Raw genomic sequence first — 18244 nt, forward strand, 5'->3', positions numbered from 1 at the left:
AGCCGATTCCCGCGCCCGCCCCCGCGCCCTCGTACCCGAACAACCTCGACGGCTGGATCCGCCAGGCGCTGGACATCATGTCCTCGCGCGGCATCCCCGGCAGCTACGACGGCATCATGCGCAACATCATCCGTGAGTCGAGCGGCAACCCGCAGGCGATCAACCTGTACGACTCCAACGCCGCCATGGGCATCCCGTCCAAGGGCCTGCTGCAGGTGATCGACCCGACCTTCAACGCGTACCACGTCGAGGGCACCTCGCACGATGTGTGGGACCCGGTCGCGAACATCGTCGCCGCGTGCAACTACGCCGCCAACCGCTATGGCTCGATGGACAACGTCAACAGCGCGTACTGAGCGAGCCTCATCGCGTACCCAGCTATCACGAAATCGGCTGGCAAACCCCTGACACCCGAATCGGCAACTTTTTCGCAAACTGCCGGTTCGGGTGTACGCGTAGGGGTATAACCGCCCTTGGAGCAAGTTCCGGCACCTTGCCGGAACGGGTAGCGAAGGGACGGGGTTACATGCACACCTCGAGTTTGGCTATCGATTTCCAGAAGGGGCTCTCGGACGCGTGGAGCTCCGTCGCCACGTTCGTTCCGAAGTTCGCCGGGTTCCTGGCGATTCTCGTCATCGGCTGGCTCGTGGCGAAACTCGTCGCGCGGCTGGTGACCCGAATCCTGGATCAGGTCGGTTTCGATCGTCTGGTCGAGCGCGGCGGCATCAAGGACATGCTGGCACGTAGCCGCTACGACGCCAGCGACATCATCGCGAAGCTGGCCTACTACGCGATCATGCTGATCGCGCTGCAGCTCGGCTTCGGCGTCTTCGGTCCGAACCCGATCAGTACCATGCTCAACGGCATCGTCTCCTGGCTGCCCAGGCTGGCGCTCGCCATCGTGATCGTGTGTATCGCGGGGGCCATCGCCCGCGTGGTGATGGACATGATCTCGAACATGCTCAGCGGGCTGTCGTACGGCCGCATGATGGGCCGGATCGCGGCCGTATTCGTCTGGGGCGTAGGCATTATCGCCGCGCTCAATCAGATCGGCGTGGCCACCTCGGTCACCACGCCGATTCTCGTGACCGTGCTCGCCACCATTGCCGGTGTGCTGATCGTCGGCGTCGGCGGCGGCCTGATCCGTCCCATGCAGAAGCGGTGGGACGGCTGGCTGGAGACCATCGAGAGCGAGATGCCCGAGGTGCGCGGTCACGCCGAGGCGTTCCAGCGTGGTCGTGAGGACGCGGCTCGTCAGCGCGCCATGATGGGACAGCAGCAGTCCTCGACCGTCCAGGCGGACATGGGCCGCGAGCGGTCGATGGCGGGCTCGCAGAACCCGCCCGGAAAGTGGGCCGAGCAGTCGGCGGGAACGCCCGGTGGGTACGTCCAGGGTTCCGGGTCCGTCCAGGGCTACGGACAGCAGGGCGGATATCCGAATCAGGGATCGATGCCCGGCGGTCAGATGGGCCAGACCGACGAAATGCGCGAGCGCATGCCCGACCGCGGCATGATGCCGGATCGCGGCATGCCCGAGCAGGGCATGGGTGAGCGCGGTATGGGCAACCCGGGCATGCACGATCGTGGAATGGGCGGCTCGGGCGCGCACGAGCGCGGGATGGGCAACCCCGGCATGCACGAGCAGGGTATGGGCAATCCGGGCATGCACGAGCGCGGGATGGGCAATCCCGGCATGCACGATCGTGGCATGGGCAACTCCGGTATGCCCGGTCGTGGCATGGGGAATCCCGGCATGCGCGGCATGGATGACGGCGGTATGGAAGACCGGGGCTGGCAGGACCGCAGCAGGGATGATCGCGGTCGGCGGGAGCACGGCGGTGAGCCGGGCATGATCTAGCCCGGACACCTCGCGCGGCCCGTCAGATCCGGCCGCCGGGCTTCGAGACGAACGGCCCCGCCGCACATCGGAGTGCGCGGGGTCGTTCGCTGTCCGGGGCCCTGCGTGTTCGGCGGCATTCCGCCACGCGGGGTGGGGCGTCCACCAGGGTGCGTTCCGCCACTCAGACGTTGCGGGCGAGCGAGCAGACGCCCGCCAGCCGCAGATGCATCCAGTCGGCGCACTGCCATTCCTCGGCAGTCTCGGGCGCGTGCTCGTCGAGGTCGCGCAGGTCTTCGATCAGGCCTCGGGCGTATCCGGCGAGCAGCACGCTCGGCGGTACGGTGCCGGAGTTCTCGACGCCGAGGTCGAGGATGTCGCGAACGGCGGCGGCATGCTGATCCACCGCTGCGGCGACACCCGGGAACTCCTGGCCTGCCGATAGCGCCGGGACTCCGTGTGTGCGTTGCAGGCGGTTCAGAGTCTTACGCGCCGAGACGACGAGCAGTGCGGAGCCGGGCAAAAACACCTGGTCATGCTAGCAATCGGAGCGAGTCCGCGGACCGGCCTGTGAGATATCGCGCAGTTTGCCGCACCCGCCGGGCCGCCCCGTTCCGGACCGCTGCGCGACCCCCGGCGGAGCGGTCAGGGGCCGGGCGGGTACGGCCGGTGCGGACGGACGTTCACGCCGATGTGCTCGGGCGCGTGCGGCAGCGGGTGTTCCGCGGCGGCGTGGATATCCGCTGCCGCGGTGTGCGGGCGGCACGGTCGAGTGCGGAAAAATCAAGCGCCGCTGCGGTTTTCGAGGCCTGCCGACAGTCGGTCAGCGGAAGGCCTTGGAACCGGTGAGCGCCTCGCCGAGCACCAGCTGGTGGACTTCGGCGGTGCCCTCGTAGGTGAGGACCGATTCCAGGTTGTTGGCATGCCGGAGTACGGGGTACTCGAGCGTGATTCCGTTGGCGCCCAGGATGGTCCGGCATTCGCGGGCGATCTTGATGGCTTCGCGGGTGCTGTTCAGCTTGCCCGAACTGATCTGCTCGTTGCTGATCTCGTGCCGATCCTTCAACCGGCCCAGGTGCAGTGCCAGCAATTGGCCCTTGCCCAGCTCCAGCGCCATGTCCGCGATCTTGGCCTGGGTGAGCTGATAGCCGGCCAGCGGCTTGTCGAAGACCACCCGGGTGCGCGCGTAATCGATTGCGGCGGAGAGGCAATCGCGTGCCGCGCCCAGTGCCCCGAAGATGATCCCGAATCGCGCCTCGGACAGGCAGCCCAGCGGTGCGGCCAGTCCGCGCGCCTGCGGCAGCTGGGCGTCGGCGGGCAGGCGCACCGCGTCCAGTGACAGTTCCGCGGTGATCGAGGCCCGCAGGGACAGCTTGTGATGCATCTCGCGAGCGCTGAAACCCGGTGTGTCCGTAGGGACGACGAATCCGCGTACGACATCGCGCTCACCCTCGCGCGACTGCGCCCAGATGATCGCCACGTCGGCCACGGACCCGTTGGTGATCCACATCTTGGATCCGTCGAGAATCCAGTCGTCCCCGTCGCGGCGGGCGCGGGTGAGCATGCCGCCGGGGTTGGAGCCGAAGTCCGGTTCGGTCAGGCCGAAGCAGCCGATCAGCGTTCCGGCCGCCATCTCCGGCAACCATCGCTGCTTCTGCTCCTCGGACCCGTACTTGTGGATCGCGGTCATGGCGAGCGAGCCCTGCACCGAAACCATGCTCCGCACACCGGAATCCACGGCCTCGAGCTCCAGACAGGCGAGCCCGTACGCGGTGGCGGAGGTGCCCGCGCACCCGTACCCCTCGAGATGCATGCCGAGCAGTCCGAGCTTGCCGAGTTCCGGCGCCATCTCGCGGGCGGGGAAGGTCCCGGCCTCGAACCACTCCGACACGTGCGGGCGCAGACGATCGGCCGCGAACGCGCGCACCGTGTCACGGATCGCGCGCTCCTCGTCGGTCAGCAGGGATTCGATGGCGAACAGTTCGTCTACGGTGACCATGCCGCTCAGCCTAGAACCCGCACCGATCCGGCGGCCACGGCTCGGCGGGATCGCGTCGCACCCGCGGCCTCGTTCCCGAGATGGCATCGCTGTCGATTCGCAACGCCGGGCAGTGGTGCGCCGATGTCGTCCGGCACGGGATCCGTCCGGTGCCGTGTCGCGGCGTCACCAATCCCGGGTGGCGACCAGTTCTTCGTTGTCGGCGTCGGCGAAGCCGTAGGCGTGTGCGATGAACAGGAAGTCGGTGGCGATCGTGTCCCGCGCCACCGTCTCGATCTCGCTGCCCGCCTCGTAGAACACCTCGACCAGCTCGTTGAACTCGTCGGTGGCCGCGTGGGTGAGCGCGTAGAGGGCGGCCAGGTCGGCGGGCTTGTCGGCCTCGATGCGCTCACACAGTGTCACCAGGATCTTCTTGCCCTGGTCGACCGCGTGATCGGGGTAGTAGTCGTCGCGGTACATATCGGCCAGGAACCGATGGGCGACAACCTTGTCATTGCTGATGGGCACGATGCTCTCCGCGCGTTGCTCGTCGATGTGGCAGCTCGATCCTGGCCTATCCGCGGTGGGACGGCACGCGGGGTGATCGTTCTCGCCTCGTGGCGGTATCACCCGAGGACCGCCCCCGAAGCCAGGGGGTTGCGGGAGCGTCCCTAGGCTGTGGGGTATGAGCGATCAGCTGGGTTTCTCCACACGGGCGGTGCACGCCGGGTACGATCCGGACCCTTTGACCGGTGCGGTGAACGTGCCGATCTACGCGAGTTCGACCTTCGCCCAGGACGGCGTGGGCGGCATGCGCGGCGGATTCGAGTACGCGCGCACCGGCAATCCGACGCGCACGGCACTCGAGGCCAATCTCGCGGCCATCGAATCCGGTACGTACGGAAGGGCTTTCGCCTCCGGGATGGCGGCCACCGACTGTGCGCTGCGCGCGAACCTGCGGCCCGGCGACCACCTGGTCATCCCGGATGACGCGTACGGCGGCACCTTCCGGCTCATCGACAAGGTCTTCACCCAGTGGGGCATCGAGTACTCGGTGGCGGCGGTGTCGGACAACGACGCGATCGCGGCGGCCATGCGCCCCAACACCAAACTGGTGTGGATCGAGACCCCGACCAACCCGCTGCTGAACATCGGCGACATCTCCGCGATCGCCGAGATCGCGCACGCCGGCGGAGCGAAACTGGTGGTGGACAACACCTTCGCGTCCCCGTACCTGCAGCAGCCGCTGCTGCTGGGCGCGGACATCGTGCTGCATTCGACCACCAAGTACCTGGGTGGTCACTCCGACGTGGTCGGCGGTGCGCTCATCACCAACGATCAGGAACTCGACACCAAGTTCGCGTTCCTGCAGAACGGCGCGGGCGCGGTTCCCGGCCCGACCGACGCGTTCCTGACCATGCGCGGCATCAAGACGCTGGCGCTGCGGATGGACCGGCACTGCGACAACGCCGAGACCCTCGCGGAGTTCCTCGCGAACCATCCGAAGATCGCCCAGGTCATCTACCCGGGCCTGCCCGAACACCCGGGTCACACCGTGGCGCAGAAGCAGATGCGGCGCTTCGGCGGCATGATCTCGGTCCGCGTGCACGGCGGTCGTGAGGCGGCGCTGGACTTCTGCGCCCGCACCAAGATCTTCACCCTGGCCGAATCCCTCGGCGGCGTGGAATCGCTGATCGAGCACCCCGGCGCCATGACGCACGCCTCCACCGCGGGCTCGGCCCTCGAGGTCCCGGCCGACCTGGTCCGCCTCTCGGTCGGCATCGAGGACGTCAGCGACCTGCTCGCCGACCTCGAACAAGCCCTCGGCTGAGTCTCGGGTAATCGACAAAGACGAAGCGCCGCACCGGAATCCGGTGCGGCGCTTCGTCTTTCACGGCTCGAAAGCACCGCGGCCCCGGTCTGTGAAGACCGGGGCCGCGACGCTCGGGTGCCTGTCTCAGCTGTGGTACGGCTCCGCGGAGACCAGCGTGACCTTCATGGACTTGCCATTGGGCAGCGTGTATTCGCGGGTGTCGCCGACCTTGGCGTCGATGAGCGCGCCGCCGAGCGGGGACTGCGGCGAGTAGGTCTCCAGGTCGCCGCCGAGGCCCTCTTCGCGAGTGGCGATGAGGAAGGTCTCGGTGTCGTTCTCGTCGCCGTCGTAGTAGACCTTCACGACCGAGCCCGGAAGCGCGACGCCGGCCTTGGTCGGCGCGACGCCGACCTTGGCGTTGTTGAGCAGTTCCTGCAGCTGGCGGATGCGCGCTTCCTGCTGGCCCTGCTCCTCGCGTGCCGCGTGGTAGCCGCCGTTCTCCTTGAGATCGCCTTCTTCGCGACGCTCGTTGATCTCGGCCGCGATGACCGGACGGTTGGCGATGAGCGCGGCGAGTTCGCTCGTGAGCCTCTCGTGCGACTCCGGTGTCAGCCAGGTCACGTTCTCAGTCATCTCGATCACTCCCTAGTAGTTGTCCCCGGCAGGCCGGGATTCCCTGATGCCCGCCGCCACTTCCACCCGAGGGTGGGCACAGCAACAATGGACGGCCTTAGCAGTCCTGGGGGAGAGTCCCGACAGCACCGGCCGTCAATGCAAGCAAACACGGCTCCGAGGGCCGGAACCGTGTGTGGGGCTATTTTAGCACAATCCGCAAATATGCAGGTAGAAGCGCCGAAGGGGCGCGTGTATCGGACTTTTCACCCCACGCGGAGGTAGGCGGGGACCTTGTCGCTGCAGCCGTAGATATTGCCCGCACCGGCACGTGAGGTGGTGCGCAGGGTGGTGTTGAGTCGCACGGTGCCGCTGTCGGAGGCGGGGATGAGCACCTCGCGGCGGCCGACCTCGAGCGTGTCGCCGTCCATGGCGCGGATGTAGCAGACCACCGGCTTGCTCGGATCCTTGCGCGTCACCTTGAAATCGACGCTGATCGTCGAATCGTCGATCACCTCGTACCCGATCCGATCGGGCTCGATGTCCTGCGGCCCGTATTGCTGATAGCCCAGGTAGGCCACTCCGGTCCCGGCCACGACGACCACCGCGCCCAGTGCGTACGGCAGCCAGCGGCGGTTTCTGCTGGGCTTGATGCCGTAGCGGTCGGCCGGTCTCTCCGTCATGGCAGGACGCTCCCGGGGGGTAGGTCGGAACAAATAACGATCGGATGGAACTATAGGGAATAGAAATCGGAAGCCCATGTCTGGACTCGGCGAAAAGCTACGAGGTGACAACTGTGATCGGTGAGGTGAACGAGAAGTGAGTGGCCTTCGCCTCATGGCGGTACACGCACACCCCGACGACGAATCCAGCAAAGGCGCGGCTACCACCGCTCGCTATGCGGCCGAGGGCAACGAGGTGCTGGTCGTCACCCTGACCGGTGGCGAGCGTGGCGACATCCTCAATCCCGCAATGGATACGCCCGGCATCAAGGACAACATCGCCGAGGTGCGCCGGACCGAGATGGCGGCCGCCGCGGCGGCGCTCGGGGTTCGCCAGACCTGGCTCGGATTCGTGGATTCCGGTCTGCCGGAAGGCGATCCGCTGCCGCCGCTGCCCGAGGGCTGCTTCGCGCTGGTACCCCTCGAGGAGGCCACCGAGGCGCTGGTGCGAGTCGTGCGCGAGTTCAAGCCGCACGTGATCACCACGTACGACGAGATGGGCGGCTACCCGCACCCGGACCACATCATGTGCCACCAGGTTTCCGTCGCCGCCTACGAGGCCGCCGGCGATCCGGAGCGATTCCCCGACGCGGGCGAACCGTGGACTCCGTCGAAGCTGTACTACAACCACGGTTTCAGCCTGATCCGCCTCGAGGTGTTCGCCGACGAGTACGAGCGTCGCGGTGAGCCGTTCCCCATGCAGGAGTGGATGGATCGCATGCGCAAGTACGCCGCCGAACGCGGCGAGCGTGGCGACATCATGGGCCGGGTCACCACCCAGGTCGAATGCGGCAAGTACTTCCCGGCGCGCGACGACGCCCTGCGCGCGCACGCCACTCAGATCGATCCCAACGGCGCGTTCTTCGCGGTGCCGACGGAGCTGCAGCAGAAGCTGTGGCCCACAGAGGAATTCGAGCTGGCCAAGACCCGGGTCAAGACCGCCATCCCGGAGACCGACCTGTTCGCGGGAATCGACGACGCCGACACCGAGGACGCCGACCGATGATCATGACCTTGCTCGCCCAGACGAATCCCACCTCGCCAACCGGACCCGAGTTCGGTAAGGCGTCGCCCCTGGGCCTGGTCATCATCCTGGTGCTGCTGGCCGGCACCGTGCTGCTGGTCCGCAGCATGAACAAGCACCTGAAGAACCTGCCCGCCACCTTCTCTCCGGAGCATCCGGAACCGGATCAGGAGGCGGACGAGGGTACCGAGCACGGCATCGCGACCCTGGAGTCGGAGACTCCGAAGAAGCCGGAGACGTCCAACGGCTCCGCTTGACGTCGTCGAGTTCTTCTGACGCGCAACGCAATTCGCGGCCCCGATCCTGATGGATCGGGGCCGCGTTGCGTTCGTCGCCGACCGGTGTGCGACCCTGCCGGTCCGGCGATTCGCGTGAGTTCCCCTGTCAGAAGGGCCACTCGGCGTTCGCGCCCGACTCGATCAGCGTGATCATGCCGAAGGCCGCGTCGGTCAGCCCGCCGAAGGCGTGGCGGTTGCGGCCGCCGCTGGGGGCGTGACCGTATCGGTAGCCGGCCAGGTTCCAGGTGTAGAGCGGAACCGTGGCGGGCATGGCCGCGCTGACATCGCCGCCGGTGGCCTGCTCGTCGGTGAGGATGACGACACGATCGTGGTTCGCGAAGTGCGTGCGTACCGCGAGGGCCGTGTCGGTGCCCGAACCGATGAAGTAGCCGTCGGACTTCCACCGCTCCACCGCGCGCAGCAGTGGCTCGCCGGGCCGCGCCGGGAAGACGATCGAGTCCGGATAGCTGCGGCCACCCCAGTTCCCGCCGGACGAATAGGACACCACATCCACCTGTTCACAGCGAGTGGCCAGGGCCAGGCCGAACACCACGGCCGCGTCCCAGCGGCGCAGGGTCCCGTTCTCGGCGAAGATGGAGTCCATCGAGCCGGACGTGTCGATCAGCACCAGGGTGCGGCCGGACAGCGTCGGCACGGTGGCCAGCGAGTGGTTCAGCGCCTGCTCCAGGGCGTGGCCCCAGCGCAGCGACGGCGCGGCCCGGTAGGCCGACAGGAACCGCATCGGCAGCTGCCGCGAGGCGGCCACCTGCGCCGGATCCGCGAGGCGGGCAGCGATTGTCGCGGCCACCTCGTCGGAGACCTGGGCCTGGTCGAGGTTTCGGAGGTTGCGGAGCTGTGCCATGAAACCCATCGACGGGATGAGCGCCTCCCACGCCTGCGCGTCCATCGGGCCCTGCAGCCAACCGGCGACCGCCTCCCAGGTCATCGCGGCCGCGCGCAGCGTGGTGCGGGCGCGGTCGGCGTCCTGGAAGAGCGCGCGGCGCTCCGGCACGGGCAGCGCGAGCAGGTCGGCGCGGGCGCGCAGCGTCGGCAGCGCGTCCGGGATCGGGTTGTCGCGGTCGTGGCGGCGATCCAGGGCGTGCGTGAAAAGCGCTCCCTGCCAAGGCTTGTCGGCGCTCGGCGTGGGGTGCGTCAGTTCCAGGACGTCACCGAAGCGCACGGCGCGCGCGGAGCTGTCCCACTTGACGAGGGATCGCTCGTCGTACAGGCGGCGGACCGCGTCACCGATACCGCGCTTGACCGGCTTCGGCAGCGCGCGACCGTAGGTGGCGTGCCAATAGGCGATGAGTTCACCCGGCTCGTCGGCGCGCTGCAGGACCGAATCGATGACCTGGCGCGACATTCCGGCCGCGCCGGCCTCGAGCCGCGCCCTGGTGAATTCGGCCGCGCCGACCAGGGCGGCGCTGCGCAGATTCGCGGAGCTGCGCAGCCAGCGCAGGAAACGCGCGGTCCACTCCGGATCCAGGCGGGTGGCCTCGCGCACCAGAACCGCGTAGCGGTGGTCGCGGGCATCGCCGGATTCGTAGAAGGTGTTCTCCCCGACCATGTTCGACACCGCCAGCAGGAACAGCTCGCCCTGGACCGATCGCTGGTAGCCGGGTGCGCCCTCGTGGGTGCGGCCGGACGGCAGCTGCTCACCGGTGACCGGCGAGGTGGCGGTGGCGGTGCTGGGCGCGACGAGTGCGCGCAGTCGGTCGATGTTGAACTTGGCCATGAGAATTCCCCCATTGGTTCGGGGAGAAGCGACACGTGAACGGCCCGAGATCGAAGCGACGACGGAGATGCACCTGACCGCTGTGCTCGCGCACGGCGGTCCCGGGGTCGAACCGGCGATGTGGGTGCGTACCAGGAAGTATCCGTATGTCTGCGCACCGGGCCGGTGCACGTGGGGCCTCCCGAGATCCATTGTCGCGTACGGCTATTGGGTCTAGATCGTTTCACCGCCCCGAACAGGGGCTCCGCGAAGTAACCGTGCGCTGCGCACCGGGAGGTGCGATATGTTCCGCGCCGAGCGCGAAAATTTGTGGTGCATCCGAGTTCATCCATATCGGTGCCGGTGTTATTCGACTGCTCTACCGACTGAGCTACCGGGTCGTGACCCGAGCGGGATTCGAACCCGCGACCTATCGATCAAGGAAGTAACCGGCACCTTCGCACCGAATGCGAAATGTACGTTACCGAGCGTGATGCGAGCCTGGCAATCGAATTCCGGCGGACCGATATTCGCTGGTCGATGCGGGTCGAGCGTGTGAGGCTGGTGCGGTGACGGATCGAATGGACGACGAGATCATCGGTGAATTCCTGCTCACCGCAAGGTCACTGGCGGAGTATCGGGCGATGTTCGCGCTCACCGAGGACGACCTGCGCGGGCGAGTGCTCGACTGCCCCGGCGGTGCGGCGGGCTTCACCGGCGAGATAGCGGAACTCGGGGTGAGCGCGGTGGCCGTGGACCCGTTCTACGCGCTGCCGGCGAAGCAGGTGTGCGAGACGGCGCTGGCCGACACCGATCGCGGGAACGCGTGGTCGGCCACACACGGGGAGATGTATCTCTGGGACTGGTACGACGGCGACCCCGAGGTGCACCGGCGTATTCGCCATGACGCCGTGCGCCGGTTCGGCGCGGATCTCGAGGCGCATCCCGATCGCTACGTGGCCGCCGGTCTGCCCGCACTTCCGTTCCCGGACAACGACTTCGACCTCGTGCTGAGTTCGCATCTGCTGTTCACCTACGCCGATCGGCTCGACACGGACTTCCATCTCGCGGCCCTGGCGGAACTGGCCCGGGTGAGCCGCGGCGAGGTGCGGGTGTATCCGCTGCTCGACCACTCGGGTGCGGCACTACCCGATCTGCTGGCCTCGCTTCGGGCGGCGCTCGCGCAGCGGGGGATCCGCACCGAACTCAGGGAGACCGTCGCCTACGAGTTCCAGAGTGGAGCCCGCGACATGCTGGTTCTTCGGAGCGCGAGCGCCGAAGAGTCCTAGCGCCATGCGGCGGGGCGCGCAGGGCCACGCGGCAGGGTGTGGCGCTACCGCTCTCGGAGCAGGCGTTCGCGGCCGTGCCGCGCGAACTCGGCTTCCAGACCGGTCTTGTCGGCGGCGGACATGGGGCGGTAGTCCGGTGTCCCGCGTCCGGCCCAGCGCAGTATCAGGTCCTGGGTGCGCCAGAACTGCGCCTGCAGTTCGCGTTTGAGCACCTTGTTGGATCCGGTGACCGGCAGCCGGGTCGACACCCGAATCAGTCGCGGGGTGTCCTTGCTACCGAGATCGGCTTGGGCGCCGAGGAATTCGATGAACCGCGCGATGTCGAAAGCGCCGGGTTCGGCGACCTCGACGGCCGCCATCACCTGATCGCCGGAGCGGGGGTCGGGGACCGCGAACACCGCGGTCGCCACCACCGACGGATGCCGGCGCAGCACCCGCTCGATCCGCAGGGCGGAGATGTTCTCACCGTCGACACGTATCCAATCACCCTTGCGCCCAGCGAAATAGAGGAAGCCCGCATCGTCGATATAGCCGAGGTCCCCGGTCCAGTACCAGCCGTTGCGCAGGCGCTCGGCGTCGGCCGCGTCGTTCTTGTAGTAGCCCTCGAACGAGAGCGAGCCGGCCTTGTCGACCATTTCGCCGATCGCTTCGTCGGCATTGAGCACGCGGCCGTGCTCGTCGAGTTTCGCTGGCGCGCAGTCGTTCAGCGTCTCGGGGTCGATCACCGCGACACCGGCGTGTGCGGGGCGGCCCAGCGCGGCGGCGGGGGCGTCGGGCGCGAGCGCGACCAGGCCCGCGCCCTCGCTGGACCCGTATCCCTCGTGCAGACGCGCGCCGAAACGCCGGTGGAATTCGGCTTGGTCGTCCACCGACGCCTCGGTGCCGAAACCCCGTTCCAGCCGATTGTCGGCGTCCGCGTCCGTCGGCGGGGTGGCGAGCAGGTAGCCCAGCGCCTTGCCCACGTAGGTGAAGAAGGTGGCCTCGAAATACCGCACGTCATCGAGGAATCCGGAGGCGGAGAACTGCGGGGTGAGGCAGATCGTCGCGCCGTTGGACAGGGCGGGCGCCCACAGCGCCATGATGGCGTTGCCGTGGAACAGCGGCATGCAGCAGTAGTCGACGTCCGCTCGCTTGTGCCCGAACTTGTCCGTGGCCGCGTGCGCGATGGCGGCCAGGCGGCGCTGAGTGCACTTGACGGCCTTGGATTCACCGGTGGTGCCGGAGGTGAACAGCAGCAGCAGAAGCGTTTCCGGACCCGCGTACGCCTCGCCGCGGGTATCACGATGTGCGGCAAGTCGTTCGGTGTACGCCGGATCGTCGATCAGCAGGAATCGATCATCGGTGAGCCCGTGGTCGAGCCCGCGCAGACGGTTCATGCCCGCCGCGTCGGTGACGATGAGCTGACAGTCCACGTAGTCGATATCCCGCTCGAGCTGCGGACCGCTGCGGGTCGGGTTCAACCCGGCGATCGTCGCGCCCGCGAGCGCTGCGGCACCGAGCCAGAAGACGAAGTCGGGTTCGTTGGCCAGCAGCACGCCGATATGGAAGGGACCATCGCGCCGGAGTTCCCGGGCCAGCGCGGCACGTGCGGCGGCCTCGCGGACCACCTCGTCCCACGACCACTCCGCGGTGCGGGTGCGCAGGCCTGGGTGCTCGTCTCGGCGCCGATCGAGCAGCATGGTGGCGATGTCTCCACGGCGCGTGTTCGTATTGTCTGGATCGCGTTCCATACACCGACTCTCGGTCCTGCCGCCCGCCCGTATGCCCGACTTCGGAATAGTCCCAGGCAGAAGCTGTACGGCACGGCCCGTGCTCGGTCCGTGCGCGGGGGTCACCGGGCCGCGAATGCCCGTGGCGTGACACCGGTCCAGCGCCGAGCGCGGTGGTGAACCCCGGGGTGGCCGTGTAGCCGAGGCGGCGGCCGGTGTGGCCGGACCGGTCACGGATCGATCTTCGTGAGGTTGCAAATCAATTGCGCCGACGCTCCTCGGAAGCAGTCCGCGCAGGGCTGACGACCCGGTCGAATGCCGGATTTCAACCACTCCGTGAGTTTCGTCATCGACACGGTGCGCGGGTGTCGGCGCATATCGTTGCGTTCCATGACTGCGGAGAATTCGAACGTGTTCGTCGAGAGCGAGTTCGCGCCGTTGCGCACCATGGTCGTCTCGCGGAGCGAATTCCGGGCACCGGACAGCGAAGCGTTCCTGGGCCATTCGATGCCCGTCGAGAAGAGCGCCGTGGAGATCCTCGGAGCGGTGTGGGGTCGCGAATTCGGCGAAGTCTATCCGGACATGCAGAAGGCATGGGAGGCCGAGCGCGACGAACTCGCGGCGGTCCTGCTGCGCTACGGCGTGCAGGTGCTGCGCCCGCGGGTGTTCACCGAGGTCGAGAAGGAATCGGCCGGACCGGGCGGGTACGCCAACTTCTTCGTCCGCGACCCCTGGTTCACCGTGGGCGAACATGTGATCGAAGGCGTGCTGCAGTTCCCGCACCGTCGCATGGAGGTACTGGCCTCCCGTGACCTGCTGCTCGAGCGGGTGATGCCCTCGGGCGCGCGCTACGTGTCGCTGCCGCAGCCCGAGAAGTCACCGCTGGGCCACCCCGGCGCGGGCCCGTTCCTGGAGGGCGGCGATGTGCTGGTGCTGGGCAGAGAGGTCTTCGTCGGGCACTCGGGTATGGCCACCAACGATCTCGGCGTTGCCTGGCTGTCGAAATACCTCGAGCCCTTCGGATATACGGTGACCCCGGTCGCGTTGCCCGCGCATGTCCTGCATCTGGACTGCGCGATCGGCCTGGTGCGGGAGGGCCTGCTGATCGCCTGCCCGGACCGCCTGCCCGACGGACTTCCCCCGACCCTGCGGGACTGGGAACAGATCGACGTCACCGAAGACGAAGCCGCCGCGATGGCCACCAACGGGTTGCCCATCGACTCGACCACCTACATCACAGACGCCGAATTCACCCGTGTCGGAGCGGAATTGCGAGCCCGTGGCATCACCGTCGAATTCCTCGACTTCTCGGTATCCCGATTGTTCGGCGGCGCCTTCCGCTGCACCACCCAGCCGCTGCTGCGCGCCGACTGATCCGAGTCGGTGGAGCGTCTTCCGGCGCGGCCGCCCGGATTCGGCGGCGCGTCCGATTCATTCAAGACGGCGGAACCTGGACAGTATTGGCTGGTGACCGAGCCCGTTGCACAGGGCCGCACGCCGACCGCGGACACGAATCAGAGGAGAGCGCCGTGAAAGCCGATATAGCCGCAATCACTCTCGGAGTAGCGGATCTGGAGCGTTCGCTGCGCTTCTATCGCGATGCGCTCGGTCTGTCGTCGCCCGGGGTGATCGGGAGCGAGTTCGTGGGTGACGAGACCGATCCGGGTGGCGCGGTGGTGATGTTCACCCTCGGCAGCGGGATGATCCTGTCGCTGTACGCGCGGGCGGATCTGGCCAAGGACGCCGGCGTCGCGGTCGAGCGAATCGCGGGCTCTCCCATGAGTCTGGGCTGGTTCGTGGACGATCGCGACGATGTGGACCGGGTGCTCGAGCGCGCCCGGTTCGCGGGCGGCACCCTGGTGCGCGCACCGCTCGAGCGACCCTGGGGGATCTACGCCGGCTACTTCGCCGATCCCGACGGACATCTGTGGGAAGTCGTGTATTTCCTGAAAGACGCTCAGCCGCGGTGATTCCGAGCGCGGGTCGTGAGTTCAGGCCGTTCGGGCCGTCTTGCTCACGGTGAAATCGCGGACCAGCAGGAAGAAGGGGATGGCGGTGGCGATGCCGACGGAGAAGGTCAGCACGAACGAGATCGCCCACCACCGCACGATGCCGAGCCGCCGAGCCTCGGCGAACGCCCACGCGTGAAAACCGAGCACCACGAACGCGAGATCGACCATCGCGAACCGGCCCGGAACCGTCTTCAGAATGTCGCCGACGAAGAAGTCCGCCGCCGATGTCGGACCGTTGCGCCGCACGTACGGAATGGCGATGGAGTTCTGCGTGATGAACGCGGCGATGAGCGTCGCGATCAGAGTCGGTCGAATCCAGGGCTGATCAGTGCTGCCGGACATGGCTTCTCCTCAGGGACGGTATCGATATCCGGAAGCTAGTACACCGATCGGTCCGGGGCAACGATCGCGGGCACGGTGGCCGTGCCGGAGGACCTAGCTCAAGGCGTACGGGGGAGCGAGGTTGAAGCGGCGGCAGTCGGCGCAGCGGCGAGCCGTTTCCTCGGCGGCCCCGGTGTGGTGCAGGACGGCGTGGGACGGAACGACTTCCAGGGTGTAGTCACGCAGCAGTGCGTGGCCGTCGATGATCAACACGTGGCCGTCGGGGCCGGCGGGCGGCCACAGCAGGGTGACGGCCGGCCGGGCCGCGATGTTCCGGCAGGTGGCGGGGCCGGGTGCGGTGATCTGGAATCTGTTGCCGCGCAGGGTCGGATGCTGCGGTGTGGTGTGCGGACCCAGGTCGCCGATGGTGACGAGGAAGGCGAGTTCGTATCGGCCGACTATCTCTGCCAGCTCGGGAGGGAAGTCCTGCTCGCTCATTCACCAAGGGTAGTCGAATGTGCGGATTCGATCGGACGATTTCTCCGTGAGTGAGGGACTTCCCAGCCGAATTTTCCGTAGGTGCGGATATGCGATAGCCGCGTGTCCGAGGTCTGGAGCGGAGCTAGCGGGCGTTCGAGGTGCAGATGGTGTCCAGGACGAAGAGCGGTTTGACGGTGTAGATGAACGGTGGCTGGTTCACCTCCGGACCCGCGAGTTTGCGTGCGTTCTGTTCCGCCTCGGCCGCGCTCGCGCCGGTTCCGGAGGTGTAGATCGGGACCACGCTGCCGAGACTGAACACATCCTTTTCCAGGACCACGCCGCATTCGTCGTGGACCCGGACCTGGATGTAGCAGACGCCCGCGCTCTTGCCCCGGCACGTGTCCAGGGCGGCCTGATCCGCGCCGTACTGCGTCGGATAGTCGAAGGCCTCGCCGACGGTGAAGCCCCCGACCGCGATCGCGCCGTACAGATCGCCCGCCGCGTGCGCGGTTCCAGTTCCGGCGAGCGCCGCGGCGGCCGGAACGACAAGGGCCAGAGCAAGTTTCGTGATGAGTGACATGTGGCCCGACCTCATCCGGCGTTCGAGGTGCAGACGGTTTCCTTGACGAACGGCGCGCTCGTCACCGAACTGCCGTATGCCGCCTGTAGTGCGACGGCCCACGGTTGCAGCGGCCACGGTGCCTGCGACAGGGCCATCTGCTGTGCGTCGGCGGCCGTGGCGCCGGTTCCCCACCACAGCGAGGACGCCATGGGAACCAGCCCCCACCATCCGCGATTGGGAAGTTCGACCACCGCGCCGCAACTGTTCTTGATCTCCAACTTGACCACACACCAGGACCGGCCACACGCTTGCAGCGCAGCCTTGTTCGCCGCGTCCTGAGTCGGATAGTCGGTGGCATGGAACACCTGGACATAGTCGGCGGTGGTGATCGCACCGTACTGATCACCGGCCGCGTGCGCGGTTCCGGCGGCCAGCAGCGCCCCGGCCGCTGGAATCACCATGGCCAGTGCGGCCCTGCTCGACAACGACATACAACCAACCCCCGCGGATTCGACAGCGATACCCGCGCATCATCGCGGCCAACTCCTCGCCTGTCCAGCCCAATTTCATTGGCCCCCTGCGGCTCGCGGGGCCGGGTCGCCGCTCACCGCGAGGCGGAGACGATCAGCTCGGCGGCAGTGCGCGCAGAGCCGCACCGAGTTCGAGCACGGTGCGAGGATCGTCCAGCGACCGGCCGGTGATCTCCTGGATGCGGCGCAGCCGGTAGCGAACGGAGTTGGCGTGCAGGAAGAGCCGGCGGCCGGTTTCCGCGGCGGACCCGTTCGCGGTGTACCAGGTCCGCAGGGTGTGCAGCAGCCGTTCGCGCTCCTCGTAGGGCAGCGCGAGCAGCGGTCCGAGCGAAACCCGCACCATCCGTTCGGCTTCCACCGGGGCCGCCGCGATCAGCATGGCGAGCGGGTCGTCGTCGAAAAGGGCAACGCCGTGCGGACGGTCGCGCAATCCGGCGAGGGCGAGCCGGGCGAAGTGCAGCGCCTGTGGAGTCTCGGGCAGCGCATCGTAGGGCGGGCTGACTCCCACCCGGATGCGATGTGCGCGTAATGCCTTCAGCGCCGCGGGTTCTCGTGACTGCGGCAGGGCCAGCACACCGATCTGCCGGTCCGGCAGCAGCCGCCAGGCGGAGGTGATTCCCGCCGCGCTCAACGCGAGTTCGATCCCCGGCAGTGCCTCGCGACCTGTCGCGGGTGGTTCGGCGGCGACGACGACATAGCGGCCGGTGGGCGGCAGTCCCAGGATTCGCGTCGCCTCACCGAGTGTGACGGGGTCCGCGATCATCCCGGTGAACAACGCTTCCACCAGCACCGAGCGTTCGTGCTCGCGCTGTAGAACCAGCTCCGTCGTGGTCTCCCGATAGGCGGTGGCGACCGCGACGGCGTACTCGCCCGACAGTGCCCAGACCTCGGCGGCGAGCGGGACGAGCATGGCGTCGGTGACCTCGGGGTGATGCCTGGACGCGGAAACCAGTTCGGACCAGAGGAATTCGAATCCCAGGCGGAAGGCGTGCAGGGTCTCCGCCAGGGGCACGCCCTGTCGCGCGCGCAGCCGGCCGGTCTCCTTGGGCGGTTGCGGGTCCGCCGGAGCGGTGGTGGTGAAGTGTCGCAGCATCAGCGTGAGGTTGCGTGTGCAGGAGGTGCGGACGGAGTCGAACGGAACCTGCGCTTCGTTGCGGTAGGAGTCCAGTTCCACGAGGAAGCGCTGAGCCAGCCGCAGTCCGAGGTCGTCGATGTTCTCGAGCAACAGGTCGGCGACCTCGATGACCGCCGCGGGAGGCGTGGTCCGGGATATTTCCGACATTCCGCAGGTTACCGTGCCGCGATTGTGGCCGCGAACAGTCCGGTGCTCGGCACCCTTGTTCGCGGATCCATCGGATCGCGG

The 18244-nt window shown here is 67.6% G+C and carries 20 protein-coding genes; 8 read left to right on the top strand and 12 right to left on the bottom strand.

Annotation, left to right across the window (positions count from 1 at the left end; all coding sequences use genetic code 11):
• A partial coding sequence (locus tag NJ1_RS34075) for a transglycosylase SLT domain-containing protein (protein WP_157574494.1) occupies window positions 1-356 on the top strand: 356 nt, incomplete at its 5' end.
• A gap of 170 nt (window positions 357-526) precedes the next feature.
• Window positions 527-1858 carry a mechanosensitive ion channel family protein gene (locus tag NJ1_RS38545; RefSeq protein ID WP_084479143.1) on the top strand — a complete coding sequence of 444 codons (1332 nt, stop codon included), beginning with the start codon at window positions 527-529 and terminating at the stop codon, window positions 1856-1858.
• A gap of 163 nt (window positions 1859-2021) precedes the next feature.
• Here NJ1_RS38545 and NJ1_RS34085 read toward each other — a convergent pair whose 3' ends face one another.
• From NJ1_RS34085 to NJ1_RS34095, 3 genes are all read right to left on the bottom strand, one after another.
• Window positions 2022-2366 (bottom strand): DUF6401 family natural product biosynthesis protein, encoded by a 345-nt coding sequence (locus NJ1_RS34085; protein WP_067703208.1) that lies wholly within the window; start codon window positions 2364-2366, stop codon window positions 2022-2024.
• Between the two features lie 294 nt (window positions 2367-2660).
• Window positions 2661-3836, bottom strand: coding sequence for an acyl-CoA dehydrogenase family protein (locus NJ1_RS34090; protein ID WP_174557152.1), 1176 nt, complete (start codon window positions 3834-3836; stop codon window positions 2661-2663).
• Window positions 3837-4001: 165 nt separating this feature from the next.
• Window positions 4002-4343 carry a DUF5713 family protein gene (locus tag NJ1_RS34095; RefSeq protein WP_067703214.1) on the bottom strand — a complete coding sequence of 114 codons (342 nt, stop codon included), beginning with the start codon at window positions 4341-4343 and terminating at the stop codon, window positions 4002-4004.
• Between the two features lie 157 nt (window positions 4344-4500).
• Between NJ1_RS34095 and NJ1_RS34100 the strand changes: the two genes are divergently transcribed.
• Window positions 4501-5646, top strand: coding sequence for a cystathionine gamma-synthase (locus NJ1_RS34100; RefSeq protein ID WP_067703217.1), 1146 nt, complete (start codon window positions 4501-4503; stop codon window positions 5644-5646).
• A 126-nt stretch (window positions 5647-5772) separates the two neighbouring features.
• Here the strand turns inward: NJ1_RS34100 and greA are convergent, their stop codons facing one another.
• Window positions 5773-6261: a transcription elongation factor GreA gene (greA, locus tag NJ1_RS34105; RefSeq protein ID WP_067703220.1), complete on the bottom strand. Its 489-nt coding sequence runs from the start codon at window positions 6259-6261 to the stop codon at window positions 5773-5775.
• A gap of 245 nt (window positions 6262-6506) precedes the next feature.
• Window positions 6507-6923, bottom strand: coding sequence for a DUF4307 domain-containing protein (locus NJ1_RS34110; RefSeq protein ID WP_067703223.1), 417 nt, complete (start codon window positions 6921-6923; stop codon window positions 6507-6509).
• Window positions 6924-7077: 154 nt separating this feature from the next.
• Here NJ1_RS34110 and mca point away from each other — a divergent pair, with 154 nt between their 5' ends.
• Window positions 7078-7968: a mycothiol conjugate amidase Mca gene (gene mca / locus NJ1_RS34115; RefSeq protein ID WP_067703226.1), complete on the top strand. Its 891-nt coding sequence runs from the start codon at window positions 7078-7080 to the stop codon at window positions 7966-7968.
• Window positions 7965-8243: a hypothetical protein gene (locus NJ1_RS34120; protein WP_067703229.1), complete on the top strand. Its 279-nt coding sequence runs from the start codon at window positions 7965-7967 to the stop codon at window positions 8241-8243. Before mca ends, NJ1_RS34120 begins: the two co-directional genes overlap by 4 nt.
• A 127-nt stretch (window positions 8244-8370) precedes the next feature.
• Here NJ1_RS34120 and NJ1_RS34125 read toward each other — a convergent pair whose 3' ends face one another.
• On the bottom strand, window positions 8371-9999 hold the full coding sequence (locus tag NJ1_RS34125; protein WP_067703232.1) for a TROVE domain-containing protein: 1629 nt from the start codon (window positions 9997-9999) through the stop codon (window positions 8371-8373).
• Window positions 10000-10547: 548 nt separating this feature from the next.
• On the opposite strand from NJ1_RS34125, the gene NJ1_RS34130 reads away from it, so the two are divergent.
• Entirely contained in the window at window positions 10548-11267 is a 720-nt protein-coding gene (locus tag NJ1_RS34130) for a methyltransferase domain-containing protein (RefSeq protein ID WP_245717702.1), read from the top strand.
• 44 nt (window positions 11268-11311) lie between these two features.
• On the opposite strand, the gene casI is transcribed toward NJ1_RS34130, so the two are convergent.
• Entirely contained in the window at window positions 11312-12997 is a 1686-nt protein-coding gene (gene casI, locus NJ1_RS34135; protein WP_067703235.1) for a steroid-22-oyl-CoA synthetase, read from the bottom strand.
• A gap of 369 nt (window positions 12998-13366) precedes the next feature.
• Here casI and NJ1_RS34140 point away from each other — a divergent pair, with 369 nt between their 5' ends.
• Window positions 13367-14350, top strand: a complete 984-nt coding sequence (locus NJ1_RS34140; protein WP_067703247.1) for a dimethylarginine dimethylaminohydrolase family protein — start codon at window positions 13367-13369, stop codon at window positions 14348-14350.
• A 155-nt stretch (window positions 14351-14505) separates the two neighbouring features.
• Entirely contained in the window at window positions 14506-14946 is a 441-nt protein-coding gene (locus NJ1_RS34145) for a VOC family protein (protein ID WP_067703250.1), read from the top strand.
• A 21-nt stretch (window positions 14947-14967) separates the two neighbouring features.
• Here NJ1_RS34145 and NJ1_RS34150 read toward each other — a convergent pair whose 3' ends face one another.
• The 5 genes from NJ1_RS34150 to NJ1_RS34170 all read right to left on the bottom strand — a co-directional run bounded on the left by NJ1_RS34150 (window position 14968) and on the right by NJ1_RS34170 (window position 18163).
• On the bottom strand, window positions 14968-15330 hold the full coding sequence (locus NJ1_RS34150) for a DUF2834 domain-containing protein (protein WP_067703253.1): 363 nt from the start codon (window positions 15328-15330) through the stop codon (window positions 14968-14970).
• 93 nt (window positions 15331-15423) lie between these two features.
• On the bottom strand, window positions 15424-15807 hold the full coding sequence (locus NJ1_RS34155) for a hypothetical protein (protein WP_067703255.1): 384 nt from the start codon (window positions 15805-15807) through the stop codon (window positions 15424-15426).
• Window positions 15808-15931: 124 nt separating this feature from the next.
• Window positions 15932-16369 carry a DUF4189 domain-containing protein gene (locus NJ1_RS34160; RefSeq protein WP_067703257.1) on the bottom strand — a complete coding sequence of 146 codons (438 nt, stop codon included), beginning with the start codon at window positions 16367-16369 and terminating at the stop codon, window positions 15932-15934.
• A gap of 11 nt (window positions 16370-16380) precedes the next feature.
• Complete coding sequence (locus NJ1_RS34165; protein ID WP_067703260.1) at window positions 16381-16842, bottom strand: DUF4189 domain-containing protein; 462 nt, start codon at window positions 16840-16842, stop codon at window positions 16381-16383.
• Window positions 16843-16975: 133 nt separating this feature from the next.
• Window positions 16976-18163, bottom strand: a complete 1188-nt coding sequence (locus NJ1_RS34170; protein WP_084479146.1) for a PucR family transcriptional regulator — start codon at window positions 18161-18163, stop codon at window positions 16976-16978.
• Between the last annotated feature and the right edge of the window lie 81 nt (window positions 18164-18244).

The organism is Nocardia jejuensis NBRC 103114 (genome assembly GCF_001613145.1).
Lineage (GTDB): Bacteria > Actinomycetota > Actinomycetes > Mycobacteriales > Mycobacteriaceae > Nocardia > Nocardia jejuensis.

Coding starts and splice junctions, on each gene's coding strand:
- NJ1_RS38545 (WP_084479143.1), top strand. CDS start 527: ATGCACACCTCGAGTTTGGCTATCGATTTCCAGAAGGGGCTCTCGGAC.
- NJ1_RS34090 (WP_174557152.1), bottom strand. CDS start 3,836: ATGGTCACCGTAGACGAACTGTTCGCCATCGAATCCCTGCTGACCGAC.
- NJ1_RS34100 (WP_067703217.1), top strand. CDS start 4,501: ATGAGCGATCAGCTGGGTTTCTCCACACGGGCGGTGCACGCCGGGTAC.
- greA (WP_067703220.1), bottom strand. CDS start 6,261: ATGACTGAGAACGTGACCTGGCTGACACCGGAGTCGCACGAGAGGCTC.
- NJ1_RS34110 (WP_067703223.1), bottom strand. CDS start 6,923: ATGACGGAGAGACCGGCCGACCGCTACGGCATCAAGCCCAGCAGAAAC.
- mca (WP_067703226.1), top strand. CDS start 7,078: ATGGCGGTACACGCACACCCCGACGACGAATCCAGCAAAGGCGCGGCT.
- NJ1_RS34120 (WP_067703229.1), top strand. CDS start 7,965: ATGATCATGACCTTGCTCGCCCAGACGAATCCCACCTCGCCAACCGGA.
- NJ1_RS34125 (WP_067703232.1), bottom strand. CDS start 9,999: ATGGCCAAGTTCAACATCGACCGACTGCGCGCACTCGTCGCGCCCAGC.
- casI (WP_067703235.1), bottom strand. CDS start 12,997: ATGGAACGCGATCCAGACAATACGAACACGCGCCGTGGAGACATCGCC.
- NJ1_RS34140 (WP_067703247.1), top strand. CDS start 13,367: ATGACTGCGGAGAATTCGAACGTGTTCGTCGAGAGCGAGTTCGCGCCG.
- NJ1_RS34150 (WP_067703253.1), bottom strand. CDS start 15,330: ATGTCCGGCAGCACTGATCAGCCCTGGATTCGACCGACTCTGATCGCG.
- NJ1_RS34155 (WP_067703255.1), bottom strand. CDS start 15,807: ATGAGCGAGCAGGACTTCCCTCCCGAGCTGGCAGAGATAGTCGGCCGA.
- NJ1_RS34160 (WP_067703257.1), bottom strand. CDS start 16,369: ATGTCACTCATCACGAAACTTGCTCTGGCCCTTGTCGTTCCGGCCGCC.
- NJ1_RS34165 (WP_067703260.1), bottom strand. CDS start 16,842: ATGTCGTTGTCGAGCAGGGCCGCACTGGCCATGGTGATTCCAGCGGCC.
- NJ1_RS34170 (WP_084479146.1), bottom strand. CDS start 18,163: ATGTCGGAAATATCCCGGACCACGCCTCCCGCGGCGGTCATCGAGGTC.